We start from the raw sequence: 23866 nt of genomic DNA on the forward strand, positions 1-23866 counted from the left end.
TGGAGCGGGCAACGAGATTCGAACTCGTGACCTCGACCTTGGCAAGGTAGCGCTCTACCAACTGAGCTATGCCCGCATCGTATCGTCTGAAGAATTTGGAGCGGGCAACGAGATTCGAACTCGTGACCTCGACCTTGGCAAGGTAGCGCTCTACCAACTGAGCTATGCCCGCATCAATTTCTTCTTTCCACCACTTAGTTGTGTAGTTGGCTTTCAGCTAACTTCGCAACTAAGCGGGGCGCATTTTACAAAATCAAATTGAGTTTGCAAGCATTTTATGAAGGCAAACGGAAAAAGTGCTGTTGATAGGTGACTAATTCAGCAATTGAGTCGCGGATGTCATCCATCGCCAGATGGCTTGATGATTTTTTCACCAGTTTGGTTACTTCCGGATTCCAGCGTTTGGCCAGCTCTTTCACAGTGCTGACATCCAGGTTGCGGTAGTGGAAAAAGCTTTCCAGTTTAGGGGCATATTTCACCAGAAAACGCCTGTCCTGCCCTATGCTATTGCCACACATTGGCGATTTACCGGCCGGCACATACTGAGATAAAAAGGCGATGGTTTGATCAACTGCACTGTCTAAATCAGTGTTACTTTCGCGGCAACGTTGGGTTAAACCACTTTTGCCATGTTGTTCCACACACCAGGCGCTCATGTTATCAAGCACAGAGTCCGGCGTTTGAATGGCAAACACCGGGCCTTCGGCCAGAATATTCAGCTGACTGTCGGTGACGATCACGGCCATTTCCAGAATTACATCAATATCAGGCTCCAGGCCGGTCATTTCCAAATCAATCCAGACTAAATTGTTCTCGCTAACAGACATAAAAGGCACCTTATGGGATTGCTACTTTGTTACTTGAGTGAATGCTAGTATCATACTACGCCTGACGCCAACTGGAAAACGCCCGCAGGGCTCTTGAGATACAGTGACGAAAAAGAAACACCTCAGTCAACGCCAAACCGATCGTATTGCCGGTAACCAGCAAAAACGGCTGGAACGACTGGAAAAAAAAGCCGCTAAAGCCGAACAACAAATGCAGCACACCCAATTGGGTGACACAGAAGCAGGTGTTGTGATCAGCCGTTTTGGCCAACATGCCGATGTGGAAGACCAGAACGGCGCCATTGAACGTTGTAATATCCGCCGTACTATCACGTCCCTGGTTTGTGGTGACAAAGTGGTGTGGCGCCGTGCGCTGCAACCTCAGGCCGGTATCAGCGGCGTGATAGAAGCTGTGCAGGAGCGCAGCTCTGTATTGTCGCGGCCGGACTTTTATGATGGCCTCAAACCCGTAGCGGCCAATATCGATTTGCTGATTATTGTTTCTGCCGTTTTGCCTTCACTTTCGCTGAATATTATCGACCGTTATCTGGTTGCGGCTGAAGCTATGCAAATCAAACCTTTGTTATTACTGAACAAAATTGATTTGTTAACTGCCGAACAACGTCTTGAAGTTGAAAAACAGCTCGATACCTACCGCAAAATTGGTTATGAAACGCTGTTGTTAAGCGCCAAAACCGGTGAAGGCATGGCGCAGCTGGATACTTATTTACAATCCGGCACCAGCATTTTTGTTGGCCAGTCCGGTGTGGGTAAATCGTCCCTGGTGAACAATTTATTGCCACAGGTACAGGTACTGACCAAAGAAGTGTCTGATAACTCAGGACTTGGCCAGCACACCACTACTGTTGCCCGTTTATATCATCTGCCTGAAGGCGGCAATTTAATTGACTCGCCCGGTATCCGCGAATTTGCACTCTGGCACTTAGAGCCTGATGAAGTGATCTGGGGTTTTAAAGAATTCCGCCCCTGGCTCGGCCGTTGTAAATTCCGTGACTGTAAACATGGCAACGACCCTGGCTGCGCTTTACATCACGCCATAGAAATTGGTGAAGTGTCGACTGAACGTTTTGATAACTATCATAAAATCCTGCTGAGTATGGAACAGGATAAACCGAATTTTTTTAAAGTTGATTAAGGATCCGCACTGATGGATAAATTTAAAATCACCCTGCAGTACATCATGCCCAAACATCTGATTTCCCGTCTGGTGGGTTTATTGGCTGCGGCACGTTTAGGTGCATTAACACATGCACTGATCAAACTTTTTATTAAATCTTATGGCATCAATATGGCCGAAGCCAAATATGAAAATGCGTCTGATTATAAAAGCTTTAATGAATTTTTCACTCGCCCGCTGAAAGAGGGTCTGCGCCCAGTGGTGCAAGATGCCAATATCATCGCGCATCCGGTGGACGGTGCTATCAGTCAGCTTGGCAAAATAAACGGCGACAAACTCATTCAGGCCAAAGGCCATGACTATTCATTACAAGCTCTGCTGGGTGGTTTGGCTGAAACAGCTGCGCCTTATCAAAATGGTGAATTTGCCTGTATTTATCTGGCGCCAAAAGATTATCACCGCATTCATATGCCGGTCGCAGGTACCTTACGTGAAATGATTTATGTGCCAGGTGAGCTGTTTTCAGTCAACCCGTTAACAGCCGCCAATGTGCCGGGTTTATTTGCCCGCAACGAGCGTGTAGTGACTATTTTTGACACTGAAATTGGCCCTATGGCGCTGGTGTTAGTAGGTGCAACTATTGTGGCCAGCATCGAAACTGTCTGGGCCGGCACTATTACCCCACCAACAGGCAAAGACATTTTCCGCTGGAGCTACCCAGCTACGGGCGCCAATGCAGTTCATCTGGAAAAAGGTGCTGAAATGGGCCGCTTTAAGCTGGGTTCAACTGTGATTCTGGCTTTTGCACCGGACAAAATTGAATTTTTACCACAACAATACCCTGGTGCTGTGACCCGTATGGGTGAGGCTTTTGCCGCTAAACAACACTAAATAAAACCGGAGGTGACCGATGTTTATTTTTGCCCATCGTGGTGTCAGCGGTCACTTTCCGGAAAATACCCTCCAAGCCATTCAGGCAGCCTTAGATTGTGGCGCTGACGGCATTGAAATTGATGTGTATGCGCTCGAGGATGAGCTGGTGGTGATTCACGACCGCGAGCTCAACCGCACCACTAACGGCACCGGTGTGCTGGAAGATTATTCACTGCCCGAGCTGTTAAAGCTGGATGCAGGTGCCGGGGAAAAAATCCCTATTTTGTGGCAAGTGCTTGAACTTGTGCAAAACCGCTGTGTACTGAATATTGAGCTCAAAGGCCACGACACGGCAGCACTGCTGGTGAAGCTGCTGCATAAAGCACGCAGCGAGCTGGGTACCGATTGGTCAACACTGTTGATTTCGTCTTTTCACCATCCGCTGTTACAACAGCTTAAGACACTCATCCCTGAGCTTGCCATTGGCGCTTTAACTGCGTCTATTCCACTGAATTATTGTGCTTTTGCCACAGAAATTGGTGCAGTTTCAGTTCATTGTGACCGGGCTTTTATTGATGAAAAAATGGTGCAGGATGCAAAACAGCGCGGACTTAAAGTCTATGTTTACACTGTAAATAATGAGCGCGAAGCCAGAAGGTTACAGCAGATGGGTGTAGACGGGATTTTTTGTAACTTTCCCAATGAAGCCAAAAACTGGTTTGAATAACGCAGTTTTTTAAGAAATAGCTGTAAAATTAATGGCTTTCACAGCTATGACAATGATTACAGAGCCTGATATTCAGCACATGCGCCAGCACCACAAAAGCAGCACCCACTATCAGCACATAATGTTCATATTCATGGCCTAACAGGTCTTTTTGCCAATAAATAAAACCACCCAGAAATAATGAATAAAAGGGGTACAACTTTCGGTGGTAACGGTGGAAACCGGCAAAAAGCGTAATAAAACCAAGCACCATAGTCACCAAAAGTACAATACGCTCCAGCGCGTGGTTATGCACTGATGTCAGACCAAGCAAAGGCAATACAGGTAATAACACCGGCAGCATGATGCAGTGGATAGCGCATAAGGATGTCACTGCAATCCCTACTTTATCCAGGGTATGACGAATTTGATCAAACATTCGGGGGCCTGCTGCTGCCAAAAAAAGAAATGAGATGATATAACAAATCTGACCTGATGAAAACTGCCGTCGCAAAAAATTCCGGGCTAAAAAACACAGAACAGCACCTATGCTTTGCCTGTAACAGAGGCAGTTGTGGCATAATGCCAGCCATTTTTTAAAAGGGTTTGGTATGGAACAGTTACTTAATCAGCTTGATCAGAATTTAAAAGAACTTTATCGCAAAGCCGTGGATGCAGACGCACTGCTGGATGAAATGGCACAACAAGGTAAAGGCAAACATCAGGCAATTTTCCCTGCCGATTCATTATTCAGAGTCAGCAGTCCACGTTTTTTACCTTATCTGTCAGAAACCGCAGAACAAGTAGCATCAATGCGTCTCACCCAACAATTTAACACCGCTACGCTGGAGCTGGTGGTCAAACAATTACAGTTACTCCACAAAACGCTGAATGAATTTCGTACAGCTTTAAGCCGCTGAGCTATTATTAAACAGCGTTTGCAGGCTTTTTGATGCGTTTTTCGGGTTCATTATGCAAGTGGAGGCTCTAATCATGAATCTTACTGCAGCTGCGGTTTCATCAGATAAACTGCGATTCACCACTGAAGCCGAAAATAACCTGAGATTTCCGGCAAAAGACAAAGCCCAAAGCGTTACTGATATTGCCAAAAAAACCGTGTCTAACCTCAATACCGACAACTCGGTGAACCTGTTGTCGCAAGTAAAACCGCAAAATACAACAGATGAACAAAAAACAGAAAACAATGATTCGGTGAAAGTCAGCAGCACTATTGGGCGGGCAGCAAGCAGTGGCCAACTGAGCAGAGAAGAAGCAGTGGCGATTTATCAGAAAATCGCCATCTTGTTATAGCTGTTGCGGGTTTGATATAAAAATCACTTCGCCATCTCAGGTTTCGTTTTTGGCAATAGCTCTTTATGAAACCATTTTTCCAGCATTTGTTTTTCATAACCAAATTCACGACTGCCCATACCTAAAGATCCAGACTGCATAAAACCCATATCTTTGATTTTCACACCGGCGGCCTTTGCAACTTCGGCTTTATTCTGGTCGTACAATACGTAATCAAGACTCACTTTCGGAAAATAAATATCTTTGATCACCCGAATGTCATTCATAGTCCGACCCGCACCTACTCCACTGTACATAGCTTCGACATCACCGGCTAAATCAACATCAGTGATCACAACTTCAAGTTTGTAGCCGGGCGGCAGTTGCTTCGCAAAATCGCCCCACATTTTGTCAAAAGCGTTGATAACTCTTTGTTGATAGGCTTTTTTAGTACCTGAACCCGGACGAATATCAGTAAACTTTTCCGGATTCTGCCAGCTGAGTTTTACTTCGGCCGAACCTGTGGATGCTGCCGCTGCAAAACTAAAAACCATCGCCGTAGTGAACATAATAAGTGTATTACGCATAGATGACCCCTTTAGTCTGTCTGTGCGGGCCAACCCCCGCATGTATCATTAGACACAATATAATAGCTTTTACCTTTTTATAACGTTGTAAGACGTGAATAAATGCAAAGAGATGCAATCTATCATGACATTCTGCTGACATTTGTGACTACATCAGCTCTTTGTCGTTACGCTGACTATAATCCAACAACCACTCAACCTGCTGTTGCGCTTTGACTAAACGCCGGTAAACCAGCTCTATCTGCTTCATATCAAATTCGGCCTGATAGGTATCTTTTGCAATTTTTCGCCACTGCGTCCCGCTTTCTGTCAAAGCGGCTTTCGCCAATGAAGCCTGCAAATCTGTGGTGCTTAATACCAAACTGTTACTGGCCATTACATACTGAGAAAATTCAATATCATATAACCGCCATGACGCTGCATTCCGGTCCCGTAAAAATTTCTTGCCGTTTATCTGTATGCTGTGTCGCTCCGACTTATTTAATGCAGAAGACGTTCCCTTTTTAATTGTGGTAGTGATATCGGACTGAGCTTTTATGTTCTGCGATTTAACCTCAGACCTGTTGATAAGAGGTTCGTTAGAGCATGCGGGCAAATGTACTGCTATCACAAGTAACAAACTGTATCTGAGCACTGTAAAACCCCTGACTGATTTAAAGCGTTTGAATATCCAACTTTCGGTGACACAAGTTAACGATTTGTTGATTTGACAGCCAATTAATTATATAAAACTTACGTGTTTATTAATCGTTTAACCATACCTATAAAATACAACCCAAGGAACATCAATGAAAAAGTTCACTCCGGCATTATTGCCCATTCTGGTTGGCGCAGCCCTCGGCACCTGCCAGGTCTCTGCTTCCCAGTTATCTGCACCAGGTCTTAAATCTCAATCTCAGGTTGCGACCGTCAGTGGTATGGCGCATCAGGTTGACAGCCAGACAGGCCAAACCACATTTGCCTGGGCTCCGGTTAATTTAAGCAAACCAAACCTGGGTGCAGTTGCCGCCGAACACCAGTTAGAATTTGCCGCCAGTTTTTATCTTGATGCTATGACAGGCGCTATCAGCAAAGGTCAACAATCAGGTATGGCGCCGGTGCTGGTTCATTCTCATCAAAGTGATGACGGTGTCAAAATTGCGAAATTCCGTCAGGAATTAAAAGGCGTTGAAGTATTTAATAAAGAATACAACGTCCTGATGGACGCTGAGTTTAACCTGGTCGCTGGCTCAGGCACACTGGCACAAGCCCCAAAAGGTTTGGCTGCCGGCGCCAATGCCGCCATTTTTGCCAAGTCCGATGACGCCGTATTAACGGCATTTAAAGCAGCAGGTGGTGATGCAGATGCTGTGACAGTTTCCGCTGACAAATCAGCAGATAAATACACTGTATTTGCTGTACAAAACAACGGCAGCAAACTGAAACTGATTGGCGAACCCCGTACTAAACCAGTGTATTTCGAAAAGAAAAATGCACTGGTTGCTGCGCACTATGTAGAAATTGAATTCGCAGAAGAAGGCTCAGTCGACTCTGAATACATGAGTTATGTGGTTTCAGCTGAGACTGGCGAAATTCTGTTTAAAAACAGCTTAAAAGCTCATGCTGCCGCTTTTGACTACCGCGTTTATGCCAATAATGACGGCAAACCATGGGATGGCCCGCATGGCAACGTCATTCCGGCAACCAGCGCCGATCAGGAAGATGCAACAACTTATCTGGCTGCACCTTTAGTCAAAATGACTCATGGCCCAATCAGCACCAAAGATGCCTGGTTGGCTGATAACGCAACTACAACCTCAGGCAACAACGTTTTTGCTTATATTGATGCTATTGCACCAAACGGCTTCAGTAACGGCGACTATGCCGCTGAAACAACGGCCCCACTGACCTTTGACTACAAATACCGTACCGACGAAGCAGAAACTTCGGTAAACAACCGTAAAGCCGCCATCGTTAACCTGTTTTATATGAACAACTATCTGCACGATTTGTTCTATGACTACGGCTTTGACGAAAAATCCGGTAATGCCCAGTTGAGCAACTACGGTCGTGGTGGTGCAGAAAAAGACCCAATCCGTGCCGAAGTGCAGGATTATTCAGGTTTTAACAACGCCAACATGTCAACACCAGCAGACGGCGGCTCACCGCGGATGCAGATGTATTTGTGGGACAGCAAAGACGCCACTTTTGGTGAAGATTATGGTGTAGTTGCCACAGCAGATGGCGCTGCTATTAGCATCACTGCAATGCAACGTTCAAGTTTTGGCCAGGGTCAGTTTGACTTAAGCGGCGATGTTGTGGTGTTTGACGATGGTGTGGCTCCGGGTCGTGACGGTTGTACTGCAGCTGCCAACGGCGCTGATATGGCCGGCAAAATTGTGATTGTCGACCGCGGCACCTGTACTTTTACAGTAAAAGTGAAAAACGCACAGGACCAGGGTGCTATTGGCGTTATTGTAGTAAACAACGCAGCGGCCGGTTTACCGGGCATGGGTGGCACTGATGCTACCGTAAAAATCCCGAATATCGGCATCTCTTTGGCTGATGGTAATAAAATTTATGCTGAAATTGCCGCTGGTAAAACAGTATCAGTAAAAATGTTTAACAGCCGTCCATTTAAAGACAGCTCATGGGACAACGCCATCGTTTCACATGAATGGGGTCACTATATCAGTAACCGCTTAGTGGGTAATGGTAACGGTCTGTACAACAATCAGGGCCGTTCTATGGGCGAAGGCTGGGGTGATTTCCATGCTTTAATGATGATTGCCGAAGCCAAAGATCTGGAACTGCCAGGCAATGACAAGCTGCAACGTGCCTATGCGGCTATCAGTTATGTAGATTCTTTCTACTACGGCATTCGTTCTGTGCCTTATTCCATCGATAAAACTGTGAACGGTAAATCATTCCGCAATATCGAAGTGGGTCGTGGTGTGGCAATTTCTGAAGGCAATGCACAGGTTCACTCTGCTGGTGAAGTCTGGGCAACTGCGCTGTGGGATGGTTTTGTCAATCTGGTGAACGATGACCGCCATAGCTTCGATCAGGCCCGTCACCGTATGCTGGGTTATCTGGTGAATGGTTATAAGATGACGCCGGTTGGCCCAACTTATACCGAAGCGCGCGACGCCATTCTGGCTGCTGCTTATGCTAAAGATCCGGAAGACTACAAATCACTGCTTAAAGCCTTCGCTGGCCGGGGTATGGGTTTAGGTGCGCAATCACCAAACCGCCTGGATGCTCAACATAAGGGTGTTGTGGAATCAGACAAGACTGAACTGTCAACTTTCGAGGTGTCCAGCCATAACCTGAACACGAATTACGAAGGTGTAACCGCCGGCTTCTGTACCAACGACGGTATTCTTGACAACGGCGAGACAGGTGCTGTCAGCTTTAAACTGATGAACCGTGGTAGCAAAGTACTGGAAAACGTTAAAGCCAAAGTGGAAGTGACCAGCGGTCAGACTGTTACTTTTGCCAATAACGGCGAATTTACCCTGCCTAAACTCGATATCCTGAGCAGTGTAACTTCTGTACCAGTTGAGTTTAAATTGGCTGGCGCCACCACGGCAGACACGCTGAAACTGAAACTGAGTTTCCCTGGCCTGGCTGAAGGTGTGGTTGCAACCAGTTATGAACTGTCAGATCTGGTGAATATTGGTTTTGCGCCACGTGCACCTGTTAATCAAAGCAGCACAGATAACATGGAAACTTATTCTTCTTTAAATGACTTTAAAGAAGTGGTGTTGTCTGGTGGCGAACTGGCGAAAAACAGCCGCATGATGGATTCAACCTATGCGGAACTGTTCACTGACTTTGGCCACCCTGTTGGTTCGCAGTATATGTATGTTGCGAACAATGGTTTCAGCTCTGATGTTGCTTATGAAACCCGTTCATTTGAAGTGGGTTACGGTGGCGATTTTGTAATGAGCTTCTGGCACTACTTCGAGTTTGAAGAAGCATATGACGGTGGTGTGGTTGAAATCAGCATCAACGGTGGCGCCTGGATGGATGTCACTAAAGTGCAGATTGGTACCAACCCAAGCACAGGTGCTCCGGTTTATGCTTCATTCAGTGGTGCTGGTTACACGGACGAACTTGCTGAATTATTGGCTGACCGTAAAACCTTTACTGGTGTAATGAACGAAAATCTGGGTGGTGAAGAGTCGATTAACTTTGGTTCAGCATTAAACGGTAACCAGGTAAAACTGCGGTTCCGTGCAGTGTCTGACTCTAATACCAACGCCTTTGGTTGGGTCATCGACAATGTGAAACTGAATAACATCAACAGTTCAGTGTTCTCGAACGTTGCCGCAGGTGACAGTTTTGCCTGTGATAACCGCATCCCGATGATTACCAAAGCGGCTGCAGCCAGCGCTGCCAGCGTAAACGAAGGTGCTGATGTAACCTTGTCGGTCACAGCAACTGATGCCAACAGCACAGATACACTGACCTACAGCTGGAAACAAACAGCTGGTACAGCAGCAACAATTACCAATGCTGACAAAGCTCAGGCCACAGTAAAAGCACCACAACTGACAACTGCTTCAGAAGAAATTAAGTTTGAAGTCACAGTCAGCGATGGTAAAGATGCAGTGAAATCAACTGTTGCTGTGAAAGTAAATGACGTCCCTGCACCAGTGGTGCCGGTAACAAAACCGAAGTCTTCCGGTGGTCATTTCGGCTGGTTCAGCTTGGTATTATTACCGGTATTATGGCTGCGTCGTCGCAATAAATAAGCCGGTTTTACTCTGTTAAAAACCAAAGCCCCGCAGTTGTTTGCGGGGCTTTTTTTTGGGTGTTTTTTTGTTTTTGTATTTGGGAGCTTTGTCGCGGTTAGCTAATTTTGGTCTTGCTGTTTTTTGTTTTGTACTTTCTGGAATTCTTTACGAAACAACGGTTTTAACAACAGCCTGACAAACCTGCTGATGTAAACCAACTACCGGCAACTACTCCGTTCGCCCGTTCGCGCCTCCCGCGCTCACTTTTGAATGCTCACTCCGCAGTACCGGTATTTGGTTTTTCTATCGGTATTAAAGAGGCGAATAGTAAGTGTGAGTCTGTTGAGCAGAGAGATTCTAGTGATCAATCAGATCCTCCCAGCTTACAATCGGTATATGTCTTGGAATACTCGGATGGTCGATTATAAATTGCTGAAGATGACCATCCTTTTTCGGCAAGACAATCATGGCAATATCATCTACACAGAACAGAAAGTCATTGGTTGATCGCCATTCCCGCTCGCAATAAATGTTTTCCACCTACCGCAAAACCCATCGAAACGCTAACTGTTACTGATTAAGATCTTTAGATTGTAAATAATCAATCAACGGCATGAGCGATCAATATTTGCGCAAAACAAGGTTGCATAGCAAACACCAGCAACTGCGCAGTGAGCATTCAGAAGTGAGCGCGGGAGGCGCGAACGGGCGAACGCAGTAGTTACTGGTGGTTGCTTTCGCCAATAACCCAGCTTCTTATCGCACCTTAAATCAGTACGACAGCTGGCCCCCCTCTTACTCCAGCGCAACTCAGCACAGTTCGGGGGAATTTTATTTATAAAAATTGGGAACGCTAAAAACAACAAACCCGGCATTAGCCGGGTTTGTTGTTTTTGTATCAAGCAAAGGCATGTTTTGCAGCGGCTTAAAAAAAGCCAGCTGCAACGGGCATCACATCATGCCGCCCATACCACCCATGCCGCCCATATCTGGCATTGCTGGAGCATCTTTCTTCGGCAGCTCTGTCACCATCGCTTCGGTAGTGATCATCAGAGAACCTACAGAAGCAGCAAATTGCAGTGCAGAACGGGTTACTTTAGTTGGGTCCAGAATACCCATTTCCAGCATATCGCCGTATACGCCAGTTGCAGCGTTGTAACCATAGTTGCCTGAACCGTTTTTCACGTTGTTTACTACAACTGAAGGCTCGTCACCGGCGTTATCAACGATTTGACGTAATGGCGCTTCCATCGCACGCAGCGCAATTTTGATACCGTGGTTCTGGTCTTCGTTAATACCACGCAGGTCAACCAGCTTGGCAGCAACACGAACCAGCGCCACACCACCGCCAGGTACCACACCTTCTTCAACGGCAGCACGGGTTGCGTGCAGCGCGTCTTCTACACGGTGTTTTTTCTCTTTCATTTCGATTTCAGTGGCAGCGCCCACTTTAATCACAGCAACACCACCGGCCAGTTTAGCCAGGCGCTCTTGCAGTTTTTCTTTGTCGTAATCAGAAGTGGCGTCTTCCACTTGCTGACGGATTTGCTTCACGCGACCGTTAATAGCTTCTTGCTCACCGGAACCATCAATAATAGTGGTGTTGTCTTTGGTAATAACCACACGTTTAGCAGTACCTAAATCTTCCAGCGTGGCTTTTTCCAGCTCCAGGCCGATTTCTTCAGAAATCACTACACCACCTGTTAATACAGCGATGTCTTGCAGCATTGCTTTACGACGGTCACCAAAACCTGGCGCTTTTACCGCAGAAACTTTGACGATACCGCGCATGTTGTTCACAACCAGAGTCGCTAAAGCTTCGCCTTCTAAATCTTCAGCGATGATTAAAAGTGGTTTGCCTGACTTGGCAACGCCTTCTAATACCGGCAGTAATTCACGGATATTGCTGATTTTTTTATCAACAGTCAGGATAAACGGGTTGTCCAGTTCTACCTGGCCAGCTTCCGGGTTGTTGATGAAGTACGGCGACAGGTAACCACGGTCAAACTGCATACCTTCAACCACAGCCAGCTCGTTCGCTAAACCCTGACCTTCTTCAACAGTGATCACACCTTCTTTGCCTACTTTGTCCATGGCATTGGCAATGATCTGGCCAATTTCATCGTCAGAGTTTGCAGAGATAGTACCTACCTGAGCGATAGCTTTGGTGTCGGCACATGGCTGAGATAAAGCTTTTAATTCAGCAACAGCAGCGATAACCGCTTTGTCGATACCACGTTTTAAATCCATTGGATTCATACCGGCAGCAACAGCTTTTACGCCTTCGTTGATAATGTTTTGTGCTAACACAGTGGCAGTCGTAGTACCGTCACCGGCTTCGTCATTGGCTTTAGAAGCAACTTCTTTCACCATTTGTGCGCCCATGTTTTCGAACTTGTCTTCCAGCTCGATTTCTTTGGCAACAGATACACCGTCTTTGGTGATGATGGGTGAACCGAATGACTTGTCCAGAATCACGTTACGACCTTTCGGGCCTAAGGTAACGCGCACTGCGTTTGCTAAAATGTTGACGCCTTTGAGCATCTTGTTACGGGCTTCATCGCCAAAACGTACGTCTTTTGCAGCCATTTTTTAATTCCTCGAAAATTTTTATCAATTGAAAACGTTGAAGATCTGTTTGTTGTTACTTATTCGGTGATCACACCAAGGATGTTGTCTTCTTTGGTGATGACATATTCCTGGCCTTCAATTTTTTCAGTGCGTTCTACATAAGCACCGAAGATCACTTTGTCGCCAACTTTCACGTCTAATGGACGCACAGTACCGTTTTCCAGGATCCGGCCGTTGCCTACCGCTACCACTTCGCCACGGGTCGATTTTTCAGCAGAAGCGCCGGTCAGAACAATACCACCGGCCGATTTGCTTTCTGCTTCCAGGCGTTTGATGATCACGCGGTCGTGTAATGGACGAATATTCATGCTTAATTTCTCCTAAAGCGTTTTGGGGTTTTAACGTTGCCGTCAAATTTATAAATTTTTGAAGTGACAGGGATATGGGGTAAGGCCTTAAAAAAACCAAGGGCATTGCTTAAAATTTCTTTGTAAAAACGCGCAAAGCTTGCTTTTCAGAGCGAAGTTATTCGTGCTATCAATCAGTTACTTAAGTTTATCTTCAGCTTGTTGCAACAAAGTGCACTTTTGTCCGGTCTTGAAAGCTAAGGCCTGGTGTTTTTGCTGCCTATATCGTCAGGAAAAAGACCAGATGCCAACAAGCTGCGTATAATCAGCCGCTATCACCAAGGCGCCTGCAATTAAAAAGGAATGTGGTACTGATGTTAAAACAATTAGGTATTTTGCTCTGGGTATTGCTGGCGAGCTTTTCGCTGCAAGCCAATGATTTATTAAGCAAATTACAAGGTAACCAGTTTTTACCTGTTGATCAGGCTTTTGTGTTTGATTTTGTTCAACAAGACAACACACTCAAAATCAGCTGGCAAATTGCCGATGGTTATTACCTTTATAAAGATAAATTTAAGCTGGCCGGCGTGGCTGTTAATTTTTCCCACCCCACTTACCCGCCCGGCATGCCGTATGAAGATGAATATTTTGGTAAAACAGAAATTTATCTGCATCAGGTGGTGTTGTCGGTGCCCTTGTCGAATATCGACAAAGACGCAGTATTAAAAGTGCGGTACCAGGGCTGCGCCAAAGCAGGTTTATGTTACCCGGTACAAACCAAAGAAATTCCGTTATTTCAGCCACAAGCAGCCAACACTGATACAACAAATAGCGCTGCTGTGCTCAGTGATATAACCGGCGATATTGCTGGCGAAACAAATCATTCAGCAGCAGATACCGCGTCAAATCCAGACAGCGCCACAACATCGAATACCAAAGCACCAGTGTCGTCACAGGTTGAACTGGCCGGCCGTTTAACTGAAGATCGCAGCCTCTGGACTTTAGGTTTGTTTTTCCTGCTGGGTTTAGGTTTGGCTTTTACCCCTTGTGTATTTCCTATGTACCCTATTCTCACCAGCATTATTGCAGGCCAGGGCCAGCAACTGAGCACAGGTCGCGCCTTTCGGTTGTCGATGGCTTATGTGCAGGGTATGGCTATTACCTATTCGTTATTAGGATTAGTAGTGGCCAGCGCCGGTGTGCAGTTTCAGGCGTATTTTCAGCATCCGGCGGTACTCATTGGCATCAGCATTTTATTTGTATTGCTGGCTCTTGCCATGTTTGGTGTTTTAACCTTGCAACTACCAGGCAGCTGGCAGGAAAAAGTCGGTGGGCTGAGTAACAAACAACAAGGCGGCAGTTTAAAAGGCGCTTTGACCATGGGTGCGCTGTCGGGTTTAGTCGCCTCCCCCTGCACCACAGCGCCGCTGACCGGTGTGCTGCTTTATATAGCGCAAAGTGGTGATATGGCCTACGGCGCTTTGGTACTTTATGTATTAAGTATGGGCATGGGCCTGCCGTTATTGCTGATTGGCAGCAGCGGTGGCAAATGGCTGCCCAAGCCAGGTGCCTGGATGGACGTGATTAAAGCCGGTTTTGGTTTCCTGCTGTTATCTGTGCCTTTAGTGCTGCTGGAGCGCATTGTGCCGGATAAGGTTTTGATAGTGCTGGCATCTTTATTGGCAATTTGCGCCGCTTTGTTTTTACACACAGTGCAGCAACAACTGCAAAAACCTGTGGCGAAGGCCATCTGCTGGTTGCTCGCAACTTTGTTAGTGGTGGCCACTTTTAGCTGGAACCTGAAGTTTTGGTTTGCGCCTGTTTCAACCGCTGTTGTTGCCACAAGTAACGCAAACAGTACAAACAATGCTGAAGCCGGCAAATTTATCGATATTAAAACCCTGGCTGATTTAGACAGCGAACTCGAAAAAGCCAAAGCAGCAAACCAATATGTGATGCTGGATTTATTCGCCGAATGGTGTGTGGCCTGCAAAGAGTTTGAACATATTACTTTTGCTGACACCGGTGTTAAAACCGAAATGGCAAAAATCCGTTTATTACGCATTGATGTGACTAAAGCCACTGAGCAGGATCAACAGGTTTTGGACAAATTTAGTGTCCTTGGTTTGCCAACTTTATTGTTTTTTGCGCCAAATGGCAGCGAATTAACGCAATCCAGAGTCACTGGTTTTATGCCACCAGCTGAATTTCAGGCTCATCTGCAACAGTTAAATCAGGGTTAACCAGCACGAAAAACAGGGCTACAGAGCGCCAGAACATTAGATTTGGCCGCTGTAGCCCGACTATTCCTCCGGATCCAAAACAAGGGTCGTAAAAAGTTCCCCTCCGCTGATAAGACCAGTATTTTGCTGCCATTTGCTGCGATTTCACTATAATAAGCGGCAACTCTGCAGGGCCAACCCGGTTTTAACTGAAAAAGATGCTTTTTCAGACAGCCTTTGGCAAGATAAAAGCAGATGATGAATCTTCAACGGAATAGGCGACAAATGGCTTCAGTTTTACGTATTTTGCTTCTGAATGGCCCCAATCTGAATATGCTGGGACAACGTGAACCCCATATTTATGGTGCCGCCACTTTAGAGCAAATTGTTGCCGGTCTGACCGAACATGCCAGCAGCCTGAATGTACAACTGAGCCACCTGCAATCCAACGCAGAACATGAGCTGGTGACAGCCATTCAGCAAAGCCTGGGGAAACAGGATTTTATTCTGATAAACCCCGGCGCTTACACCCATACCAGCGTGGCCATTCGCGACGCTTTATTGGCTGTGGCTATTCCCTTTATTGAAATTCATCTGTCGAACGTCCATGCCCGTGAGGCATTTCGCCGGCATTCATATTTATCCGACATTGCAAAAGGGGTGATTTGTGGCCTCGGCGCCAACGGTTACCGTTACGCCTTAGAGTCTGCAGTGTCGAGTTTAACCACCACGAACATCAACCCATAATTTCAACTAAGAGTCAGGCAACATCGTCATGGATATTAGAAAAATTAAAAAATTGATCGAGCTTCTGGAAGAATCAGGTATTAACGAACTGGAAATTACCGAAGGCGAAGAATCAGTGCGCATCAGCCGCGGTGGCCCGGTTCAACATTATGCCCCAATGCAATATCAGGCAGCGCCAATGCAGGCTCCTGCCGCTGCACCAGCAGCAGCTCCGGCGGCACCAGCCGCTCCTGTAGTTACAGGTCATCAAATGCGCTCGCCAATGGTGGGTAGTTTTTACCGCGCCGCTTCACCAACTTCTAAAGCTTTTGCTGAAGTGGGTCAAACCGTTAAAGTTGGCGATACCTTGTGTATTGTTGAAGCCATGAAAATGATGAACCAAATCCAGTCTGACAAAGCGGGCACCATCACTGCCATTCTGGTAGAAAATGGCGAGCCGGTTGAATTTGACCAGCCTTTATTTGTGATCGAATAATTCAAAAGGCCGACCCCATGTTAGAAAAAGTGCTGATTGCCAACCGGGGAGAAATTGCGCTGCGTATTTTACGCGCCTGCAAAGAACTCGGTATTAAAACCGTCGCGGTGCATTCCACTGTCGATAGGAACCTCAAACATGTGTTGTTGGCCGACGAGACCATTTGTATTGGTCCGGCGCCTTCTCCACAAAGTTATTTAAATATTCCGGCGTTAATTGCCGCTGCTGAAGTGACCAATGCCCAGGCGATTCACCCGGGTTATGGCTTTTTAGCAGAACGGGCTGATTTTGCGCAGCAGGTTGAAGAAAGTGGCCTGGTGTTTATCGGCCCACGTCCTGAATCTATCAGCCTGATGGGTGATAAAGTTTCTGCCATTGAAGCGATGAAAAAAGCCGGTGTACCTTGTGTACCAGGCTCTGACGGCGCTGTGGGCGATGACGCCGACACCAACAAAGCTATTGCTAAACGTATTGGTTACCCAATTATCGTCAAAGCGGCCGGTGGTGGTGGTGGTCGTGGTATGCGTGTGGTACGCAGTGAAGAAGAACTGGTTTCTTCCATTGAAATGACCAAAGCCGAAGCCAAAGCTGCTTTTGGTAATGACATGGTTTACATGGAAAAATTCCTGGAAAACCCACGTCATATCGAAATTCAGGTATTGGCCGATGGTCAGGGCAAAGCTATTCACTTAGGTGAGCGCGACTGCTCTATGCAACGTCGTCACCAAAAAGTGGTGGAAGAAGCACCGGCACCTGGTATTACTCAGGAACAACGCGACTTTATCGGTGGCCGTTGTGTGCAGGCTTGTATCGATCTGAATTACCGTGGTGCCGGTACTTTTGAATTCCTGTTTGAAAACGGCGAGTTCTTTTTTATCGAAATGAATACCCGTATTCAGGTAGAACACCCGGTGACAGAAATGATCACAGGTGTGGATTTAATTAAAGAGCAGCTCCGCATTGCCTCTGGTATGCCACTGTCAATTAAACAGTCTGACGTGGTAATTCGTGGTCATGCCGTGGAATGCCGTATTAACGCTGAAGATCCAAAAACCTTTATTCCGTCTCCTGGCACCATCACCCGCTTCCACCCGCCAGGTGGTAACGGTGTACGTTGGGATTCGCATATTTATGCCGATTATACGGTGCCACCAAATTACGATTCTATGGTTGGCAAACTCATCACTTATGGTGAGAGCCGTGAAATTGCCATAGCAAGGATGCGTAACGCGCTGTCTGAGCTGTTAGTCGGTGGTATTAAAACCAATATCGACCTGCATAAAGAAATTATGGCGGACGCCAACTTTAATAAAGGCGGCACCAATATTCATTACCTGGAACATAAACTGGGTATGAAATAACCACCTGCTGGTTGTAAAAAAGGCTCCTTAAAGGAGCCTTTTTGTTATTTGCTTTTGTTATTTGCTGCCCGGTCGAACCAGAATGCAGATGTTTGTCTCTGACTTTTATCCTGACTTTAGTGTTTTTTATTTTTGTAACCCGACTTATTTTATCTTCGATAGCTCTTGTTGATAAAAATCAACCACATCCTGTACCCGAGCCTGAATATCAAAACGCTGCATAGGGTAGCTCATTTGCCCCGGCTGATCTGCTGCAAGTTTTAGCATCGCTTTGGCCAAAGCATCCACATCATCGATGGCCACTAAATCACGGCCAAATAACGGTTGCAGATATTCGGCGCCTTGTGATTTTGTTGCCAGAATCGGCAAACCCGCCTGCATCGCTTCTAAAAACACTAAACCAAAAGGCTCGTAACGGGCGCTGCTGACAAAAACATCAAAACTATACAACCAGTGTTGTGGTGTGCTGCTAAAACCGGCCAGCAACACTTTTTTACTGGCCAGCTGGTCACTCACCAGTTTTTTAAGCACTGGCATAGCTTTACCATCACCCACTATCACCAGACGGGCATTAGGGATATTGGCTTTTAAAAATGCCTGCAGCAGCACCTCATGGCCTTTGGTTTGTTCCACCCGGCCAAGGGTGCCAAAAATCAGCTCGTTTTCCAGAAGGCCCAGTTGTTGGCGTAACTCTTTTTTGCTGCCAGGCGCTGTGAGTTTTGTGTTGGTCCAGTTATCCAGCTGAATGCTGTGGTTTTTCAAGGGCTCTGGTATGGCGTCCAGCTGCCACGGCGCTATGGCAATTAAGGCATCAAGTTTGGCATGCTGCTGTTTTTTATAGCAAATATGCAAAGTGGCCACGCGAAGGCACACACCTTTTAAACCCTGTAATACCCTGCAACCGGCACTTAAATGGGCATGGGCCACATCGGGTTTTAAAGTGCGGATAAGCTTACGCGCTTGCCAGATAGCAAAAAATTTCCAGCCATCCACCACCAGAACCTGCACTTTGTCACTCAATCTGTGCCGGATGGCATTGGCTCTTTGTTCACAACCTCTTTTGTGCAAAATCACCGTCACCTGATGTTGCTCTGCCTGGGTATTGGCAAGCTCCACCGCATAACGTTCGCTGCCGGCAAAACTGTGCGTCAGAATAATGTGAACAATTTTCATAAAAAACCTATGGTAGCCAAAACAACAATGCTCTGGCGGCAGTCTAACAAAATCTGTTGCTGATGCCGCCAGCTCTTTGGAAAAATGGCTGAAAATCAGCAGTTTTAGTCTGGTGTTTCGTCAGCTATCCCCACCTCATCTCTGCTGCAACACTTTATTTTCCTGCGATCGCGACCTGCATTTCTTGCTTTGATAAAGGGCAAAAATAAGACAAAGGCCCGTCAAACGCTGCCTTGCGTGCAGAAAACTGCTAAACTGCCGCTCTTTTATTTTCAGCACCAAATGGAAATCACCATGCCCTGGATCCAACTGCGGGTAAATACCACAGAAAAACACGCCGAAACTGTCAGCGACATGCTGATGAGCTGGGGCGCTCAGGCCGTCAGTTTTGTTGATGCCAAAGACACGCCCATTTATGAACCTCTGCCTGGCGAAGTGATTTATTGGGCCAACACTGTGGTGGTAGGCCTGTTTGATGCTGAACATAAAATGGATAAAGTGATTAAGCAGTTAGAGCAGGCCAGCCTGTTTAAAAACGGCGTGCAATATAAACTCGAGCAGCTCGAAGACAAAGACTGGGAACGCGAATGGATGGACAACTTCCATCCGATTCAATTTGGCAAAAGGTTATGGGTGTGCCCAAGCTGGCGTGATATTCCAGACCCAACAGCAGTGAACGTGATGCTGGACCCTGGTCTTGCTTTTGGTACCGGCACCCACCCGACCACGGCACTTTGTATGGAATGGCTGGACGCCCAGGATTTAAGCGAAGCAACAGTAGTCGATTTTGGCTGTGGCTCCGGCATTTTAGGCATAGCGGCGCTGAAACTCGGCGCCAAAAGAGTGGTGGGTGTCGATATTGACCCTCAGGCCATTGAAGCCAGCGGCGCCAATGCTGAGCGTAATAATGTTGCAGGTCAAATTGAACTGTATTTACCCAAAGATCAGCCAAAACTCGAAGTTGATGTGGTCGTTGCAAATATTCTGGCCGGCCCACTGGCCGAGCTGTCCGGCATTATCAGTGCTTATGTCAAACCAGGTGGTTTATTAGCGCTTTCCGGTATTCTGGAAAGCCAGGCGCAAAGTGTCATTGACGCTTATGCCGATGAATTTGATTTTGACCCTGTGGCAGTGAAAGAAGAATGGGTGCGCTTAAGCGCACGGAAAAAGAGCCGGTAAAAAAGCTGAACGCCATTTCGCCATAACAAACAGCCTGCTACAGCAGTCGCTCGTGCTGCAATTCAGGTTGAAGATCAAGCGCCTTATCAGTTCTAAAGATTTGGCGCTTTTTTTCAGGTGCTTTTTGTTGTTTTGCGTCAAAACAACAGCCTGGTAACAACTTTTGCTCTGTGCATCACCACATCCAGCTGACAGGCAAGCACAGCAGAGCTCCATCACAAAACCCAAAAGCACTGCTGCAAAAACCAACAGCAATGCAATTATCTGATTTTATTAACCGCTATTTATCTGGCCTGCATAATTTGTTGAGTCTAATTTTCAGCCGTTTAGCGATTGTCAACCCACCAAAGGCCAATAAATTTGCACTTTTGTTTAAATAATAGCCTTTGCTTTGTGTGCAAAAATCCGTAAACTTGGCGCCCCTTCGGGGTAGAGCCTAGGGATATAGCGGTGCGCATCGGTCCATACCAATTATCGAACAATGTAATTTGTGCTCCGATGGCCGGAGTCACTGATTACACTTTTCGTGAGCTTTGCCGTCGTTTTGGTGCAGGTTTAGCTGTGTCAGAAATGATGTCGAGCAATCCTTTGGTGTGGCAGAGCGAAAAGTCGCTAAATCGGATGACACATGGTGACGAGTCTGGCCTGAGGTCAGTACAAATTGCCGGTAGTGATCCGGATCAGATGGCCCAAGCTGCGGTGTTTAATGTTGAACACGGCGCCCAAATCATCGACATCAATATGGGATGTCCGGCGAAAAAAGTGAACAAAAAGCTGGCGGGTTCGGCACTGTTACAGTACCCGGATCTTGTTGAAAAAATTGTTCAGGCCGTGGTCAAGGCTGTATCAGTTCCGGTGACGTTGAAAATCAGAACGGGCTGGGACACCGAAAACCGCAATGGCGTGCAAATCGCACGGATAGCGGAAGATAACGGCATTCAATGTCTGGCGGTTCATGGCCGAACCAAAGCCTGTATGTATAAAGGAGAAGCGGAGTACGACACCATCCGTGTTATCAAACAGGCAGTGTCGATCCCGGTGATCGCCAACGGTGACATCACATCACCGCAAAAAGCCAGGTTTGTGCTGGATTACACCGGTGCTGACGCCATCATGATTGGGCGGGCAGCACAGGGCCGGCCCTGGATTTTTCGGGAAGTGGTTCATTACCTGACCACAGGGGAATTGTTGGCAGCGCCCGACTTGCAGCAAGTCAGGGATATTATGCTGGAACACGTTCAAGGCTTACACCAGCTGTATGGTGAAGTGCTTGGTCCACGTATCGCCCGCAAACATGTGGGATGGTATCTGGCCGAACATGATGCCGAAGGCGCGTTTCGCAGTGAATTTAACGGCATTGAGCAGCAACAACCGCAGCTTGATGCTCTGTGGACCTATTTCGAACAACTAGCAGCAACTAACGTAAAGAGACCTGGTAATGTTTAATCAAAACGTGACTTCGCCATTTATCACCAACGCCCATGTACAGACTCAGGAAAAACCGCAGCCTTTAAGTAATGCGGTACAAAAAGCGGTGGCGAACTACCTGCAACAGTTAAACGGTCAGGACGTCAACGACCTGTACGAACTGGTGTTGTCAGAGCTGGAAAAACCGTTACTGGAAGAAGTAATGAAATATACCCGCGGTAATCAGACCCGCGCCGCCAATCTGATGGGCATCAACCGCGGCACGCTGCGCAAGAAGCTGAAACAATACGGCATGAGTTAATGCCCCCGCGGGAGGAGTCCCGCCAGAAAGCACCTTCGGGTGCTTTTTTGTTTCTGGCGCCCGGCAAATTGCTGCACCGGCCCCACAAACAAGGTTCTGCCGCTATGGCCCGATTTTCCGGTTATGCTTATCGCCGATAAACACTCCGGACATCAGCACCAGCAGAACAGCTCTCAGAGCAGAATTTATTTATCCCTTGTTTAGCGAAGATACTAAAGAGAGAACCGATATGACCTCAGCTCGTCCAATCCGTCGTGCACTTTTGAGTGTTTCTGACAAAACTGGCATTGTTGAATTTGCCCGCGCTTTAGCGGCGCAAGGTGTGGAACTGTTATCTACCGGTGGTACTGCCAAATTACTGGCCGAACAAAACATTCCTGTAATTGAAGTCTCTGACTACACAGGTCATCCGGAAATTATGGATGGCCGTGTCAAAACCCTGCACCCTAAAGTGCATGGCGGTATCTTAGCGCGCCGTGGCCAGGACGAAGCTGTGATGGCGGCCAACAACATCAACGCCATTGATCTGGTGGTGGTGAATCTGTATCCCTTTGCCAGCACTGTTGCCAAAGCCGGTTGTACGCTCGAAGACGCGGTGGAAAATATTGATATCGGCGGCCCGACTATGGTGCGTGCTGCAGCCAAAAACCACGCTGATGTGACTATTGTGGTGAACGCTGCTGATTACGACAAAGTACTGGCTGAAATGGCCGCCAATAATGGTGCCACCACACACGCCACCCGTTTTAGTTTAGCGATCAGCGCTTTTGAACACACAGCCCAATACGACGGCATGATTGCCAACTATTTTGGCGCCATGCTGCCTGCTTATGACACGGTAGACGCTCAACCAAGCAAATTCCCGCGCACTTTTAATAGCCAGTTTGTAAAAAAACAGGATTTACGTTACGGCGAAAACAGCCATCAGGCAGCGGCTTTTTATGTTGAAGAAAACATTCAGGAAGCTTCAGTGGCAAGCGCCACCCAGCTACAAGGCAAAGAGCTGTCGTACAACAATATTGCTGACACTGACGCTGCACTGGAGTGTGTCAAAGAATTCTTAGAGCCTGCCTGTGTGATCGTCAAACACGCCAACCCTTGTGGTGTGGCTATTGGCAACGACATCCTTAGCGCTTACAACCGCGCTTATCAGACAGATCCAACGTCGGCCTTTGGCGGCATTATTGCTTTTAACCGCGAGTTAGATGCAGTCACAGCTGAAGCTATTGTCAGCCGTCAGTTTGTTGAAGTGATTATTGCGCCAACTGCAACCAATGAAGCTGCTGAAATCATTGCGAAAAAACCCAATGTACGTTTATTGGTGTGTGGTGACTGGTCTGCTAAAACCACAGGTTTTGATATTAAACGTGTCAACGGTGGTGTGCTGGTACAAGACCGCGACCAAAAAATGGTGACTCTGGATGACTTAAAAGTAGTGTCCAAACGTCAGCCAACAGCAGATGAACTGCGTGATTTGTTGTTCTGCTGGAAGGTAGCCAAGTACGTCAAATCCAACGCTATTGTGTATGCCAAAGACTCAATGACCATTGGCGTTGGCGCAGGCCAGATGAGCCGTGTGTACAGCGCAAAAATTGCAGGCATTAAAGCTGCCGACGAAAACCTGGAAGTGAAAGGCTCTGTGATGGCTTCTGATGCGTTTTTCCCGTTCCGCGATGGCATCGACGCTGCTGCTGCTGCCGGCATTAAAGCCGTCATTCAGCCAGGTGGCTCTATGCGTGACGCTGAAGTGATTGCCGCAGCAGATGAGCATGATATTGCCATGGTGTTTACCGGCGTACGTCATTTCCGTCATTAATTGCTGAATGACTGATACAACGGCAGCTTAAGCTGCCGTTTTTTTTGGTTTGCTGTTTTTTGGTTTATTCCATGCTGCAGATAAAGTTCAGTGTTTTTCTGCCT

General features: G+C 47.0%; 21 protein-coding genes and 2 tRNA genes. 14 read left to right on the forward strand and 9 right to left on the reverse strand.

What is annotated here, in order from left to right:
* The 3 genes from RCH83_RS03660 to orn form a co-directional block, all read right to left on the reverse strand.
* Window positions 1-76 (reverse strand) — tRNA-Gly (locus RCH83_RS03660).
* Between the two features lie 20 nt (window positions 77-96).
* Window positions 97-172: transfer RNA gene (locus tag RCH83_RS03665), tRNA-Gly, on the reverse strand.
* A 103-nt stretch (window positions 173-275) separates the two neighbouring features.
* The gene (gene orn / locus RCH83_RS03670) at window positions 276-827 is read right to left on the reverse strand and encodes an oligoribonuclease (protein ID WP_306519140.1); all 552 of its coding nucleotides are present in this window, start codon (window positions 825-827) and stop codon (window positions 276-278) included.
* 103 nt (window positions 828-930) lie between these two features.
* On the opposite strand from orn, the gene rsgA reads away from it, so the two are divergent.
* From rsgA to RCH83_RS03685, 3 genes are read left to right on the forward strand one after another with little or no spacing between them, the layout of a single operon-like run.
* Window positions 931-1983, forward strand: coding sequence for a small ribosomal subunit biogenesis GTPase RsgA (rsgA, locus tag RCH83_RS03675; protein ID WP_306519142.1), 1053 nt, complete (start codon window positions 931-933; stop codon window positions 1981-1983).
* A 12-nt stretch (window positions 1984-1995) separates the two neighbouring features.
* Entirely contained in the window at window positions 1996-2856 is an 861-nt protein-coding gene (asd, locus tag RCH83_RS03680; protein WP_306519144.1) for an archaetidylserine decarboxylase, read from the forward strand.
* Between the two features lie 19 nt (window positions 2857-2875).
* Complete coding sequence (locus tag RCH83_RS03685; RefSeq protein ID WP_306519146.1) at window positions 2876-3565, forward strand: glycerophosphodiester phosphodiesterase family protein; 690 nt, start codon at window positions 2876-2878, stop codon at window positions 3563-3565.
* Between the two features lie 28 nt (window positions 3566-3593).
* On the opposite strand, the gene RCH83_RS03690 is transcribed toward RCH83_RS03685, so the two are convergent.
* Window positions 3594-3983, reverse strand: a complete 390-nt coding sequence (locus tag RCH83_RS03690) for a MerC domain-containing protein (RefSeq protein WP_306519148.1) — start codon at window positions 3981-3983, stop codon at window positions 3594-3596.
* A gap of 172 nt (window positions 3984-4155) precedes the next feature.
* On the opposite strand from RCH83_RS03690, the gene RCH83_RS03695 reads away from it, so the two are divergent.
* A complete protein-coding gene (locus RCH83_RS03695) occupies window positions 4156-4464 on the forward strand; it encodes a prephenate dehydrogenase (protein ID WP_306519150.1) in 309 nt (102 codons plus the stop codon).
* A gap of 73 nt (window positions 4465-4537) precedes the next feature.
* Window positions 4538-4855, forward strand: a complete 318-nt coding sequence (locus tag RCH83_RS03700) for a hypothetical protein (RefSeq protein ID WP_306519152.1) — start codon at window positions 4538-4540, stop codon at window positions 4853-4855.
* Between the two features lie 23 nt (window positions 4856-4878).
* Here RCH83_RS03700 and RCH83_RS03705 read toward each other — a convergent pair whose 3' ends face one another.
* On the reverse strand, window positions 4879-5421 hold the full coding sequence (locus RCH83_RS03705; RefSeq protein WP_306519154.1) for a DUF3016 domain-containing protein: 543 nt from the start codon (window positions 5419-5421) through the stop codon (window positions 4879-4881).
* A 148-nt stretch (window positions 5422-5569) separates the two neighbouring features.
* Entirely contained in the window at window positions 5570-5797 is a 228-nt protein-coding gene (locus tag RCH83_RS03710) for a hypothetical protein (RefSeq protein ID WP_306519156.1), read from the reverse strand.
* Between the two features lie 412 nt (window positions 5798-6209).
* Here RCH83_RS03710 and RCH83_RS03715 point away from each other — a divergent pair, with 412 nt between their 5' ends.
* Entirely contained in the window at window positions 6210-10160 is a 3951-nt protein-coding gene (locus tag RCH83_RS03715) for a rhombosortase-dependent M36 family metallopeptidase (protein WP_306519158.1), read from the forward strand.
* A 933-nt stretch (window positions 10161-11093) separates the two neighbouring features.
* Here the strand turns inward: RCH83_RS03715 and groL are convergent.
* Window positions 11094-12731 (reverse strand): chaperonin GroEL, encoded by a 1638-nt coding sequence (gene groL, locus RCH83_RS03720; RefSeq protein WP_306519160.1) that lies wholly within the window; start codon window positions 12729-12731, stop codon window positions 11094-11096.
* 59 nt (window positions 12732-12790) lie between these two features.
* On the reverse strand, window positions 12791-13081 hold the full coding sequence (locus RCH83_RS03725; protein ID WP_053423916.1) for a co-chaperone GroES: 291 nt from the start codon (window positions 13079-13081) through the stop codon (window positions 12791-12793).
* A 353-nt stretch (window positions 13082-13434) separates the two neighbouring features.
* Between RCH83_RS03725 and RCH83_RS03730 the strand changes: the two genes are divergently transcribed.
* The 4 genes from RCH83_RS03730 (at window position 13435) to accC (ending at window position 17865) form a co-directional block, all read left to right on the forward strand.
* Window positions 13435-15303: a protein-disulfide reductase DsbD gene (locus RCH83_RS03730; protein ID WP_306519162.1), complete on the forward strand. Its 1869-nt coding sequence runs from the start codon at window positions 13435-13437 to the stop codon at window positions 15301-15303.
* Window positions 15304-15567: 264 nt separating this feature from the next.
* Window positions 15568-16029: a type II 3-dehydroquinate dehydratase gene (aroQ, locus tag RCH83_RS03735; protein ID WP_306519164.1), complete on the forward strand. Its 462-nt coding sequence runs from the start codon at window positions 15568-15570 to the stop codon at window positions 16027-16029.
* Window positions 16030-16057: 28 nt separating this feature from the next.
* The gene (gene accB / locus RCH83_RS03740; RefSeq protein WP_306519166.1) at window positions 16058-16504 is read left to right on the forward strand and encodes an acetyl-CoA carboxylase biotin carboxyl carrier protein; all 447 of its coding nucleotides are present in this window, start codon (window positions 16058-16060) and stop codon (window positions 16502-16504) included.
* A 17-nt stretch (window positions 16505-16521) separates the two neighbouring features.
* Window positions 16522-17865: an acetyl-CoA carboxylase biotin carboxylase subunit gene (accC, locus tag RCH83_RS03745; RefSeq protein ID WP_306519168.1), complete on the forward strand. Its 1344-nt coding sequence runs from the start codon at window positions 16522-16524 to the stop codon at window positions 17863-17865.
* A 144-nt stretch (window positions 17866-18009) separates the two neighbouring features.
* On the opposite strand, the gene RCH83_RS03750 is transcribed toward accC, so the two are convergent.
* A complete protein-coding gene (locus RCH83_RS03750) occupies window positions 18010-19038 on the reverse strand; it encodes a glycosyltransferase family 4 protein (RefSeq protein ID WP_306519170.1) in 1029 nt (342 codons plus the stop codon).
* Between the two features lie 294 nt (window positions 19039-19332).
* Here RCH83_RS03750 and prmA point away from each other — a divergent pair, with 294 nt between their 5' ends.
* The 4 genes from prmA (at window position 19333) to purH (ending at window position 23762) form a co-directional block, all read left to right on the forward strand.
* Window positions 19333-20217 (forward strand): 50S ribosomal protein L11 methyltransferase, encoded by an 885-nt coding sequence (gene prmA, locus RCH83_RS03755; protein ID WP_306519172.1) that lies wholly within the window; start codon window positions 19333-19335, stop codon window positions 20215-20217.
* 450 nt (window positions 20218-20667) lie between these two features.
* On the forward strand, window positions 20668-21663 hold the full coding sequence (gene dusB / locus RCH83_RS03760) for a tRNA dihydrouridine synthase DusB (protein ID WP_306519174.1): 996 nt from the start codon (window positions 20668-20670) through the stop codon (window positions 21661-21663).
* Window positions 21656-21946: a DNA-binding transcriptional regulator Fis gene (fis, locus tag RCH83_RS03765; protein WP_008897208.1), complete on the forward strand. Its 291-nt coding sequence runs from the start codon at window positions 21656-21658 to the stop codon at window positions 21944-21946. The genes dusB and fis overlap by 8 nt, the downstream gene beginning before the upstream one ends.
* Before the next feature lie 229 nt (window positions 21947-22175).
* Window positions 22176-23762, forward strand: a complete 1587-nt coding sequence (purH, locus tag RCH83_RS03770; protein ID WP_306519177.1) for a bifunctional phosphoribosylaminoimidazolecarboxamide formyltransferase/IMP cyclohydrolase — start codon at window positions 22176-22178, stop codon at window positions 23760-23762.
* The last annotated feature ends 104 nt before the right edge of the window (window positions 23763-23866 follow it).

It is taken from the genome of Rheinheimera sp., from assembly GCF_030824435.1.
Lineage (GTDB): Bacteria > Pseudomonadota > Gammaproteobacteria > Enterobacterales > Alteromonadaceae > Pararheinheimera.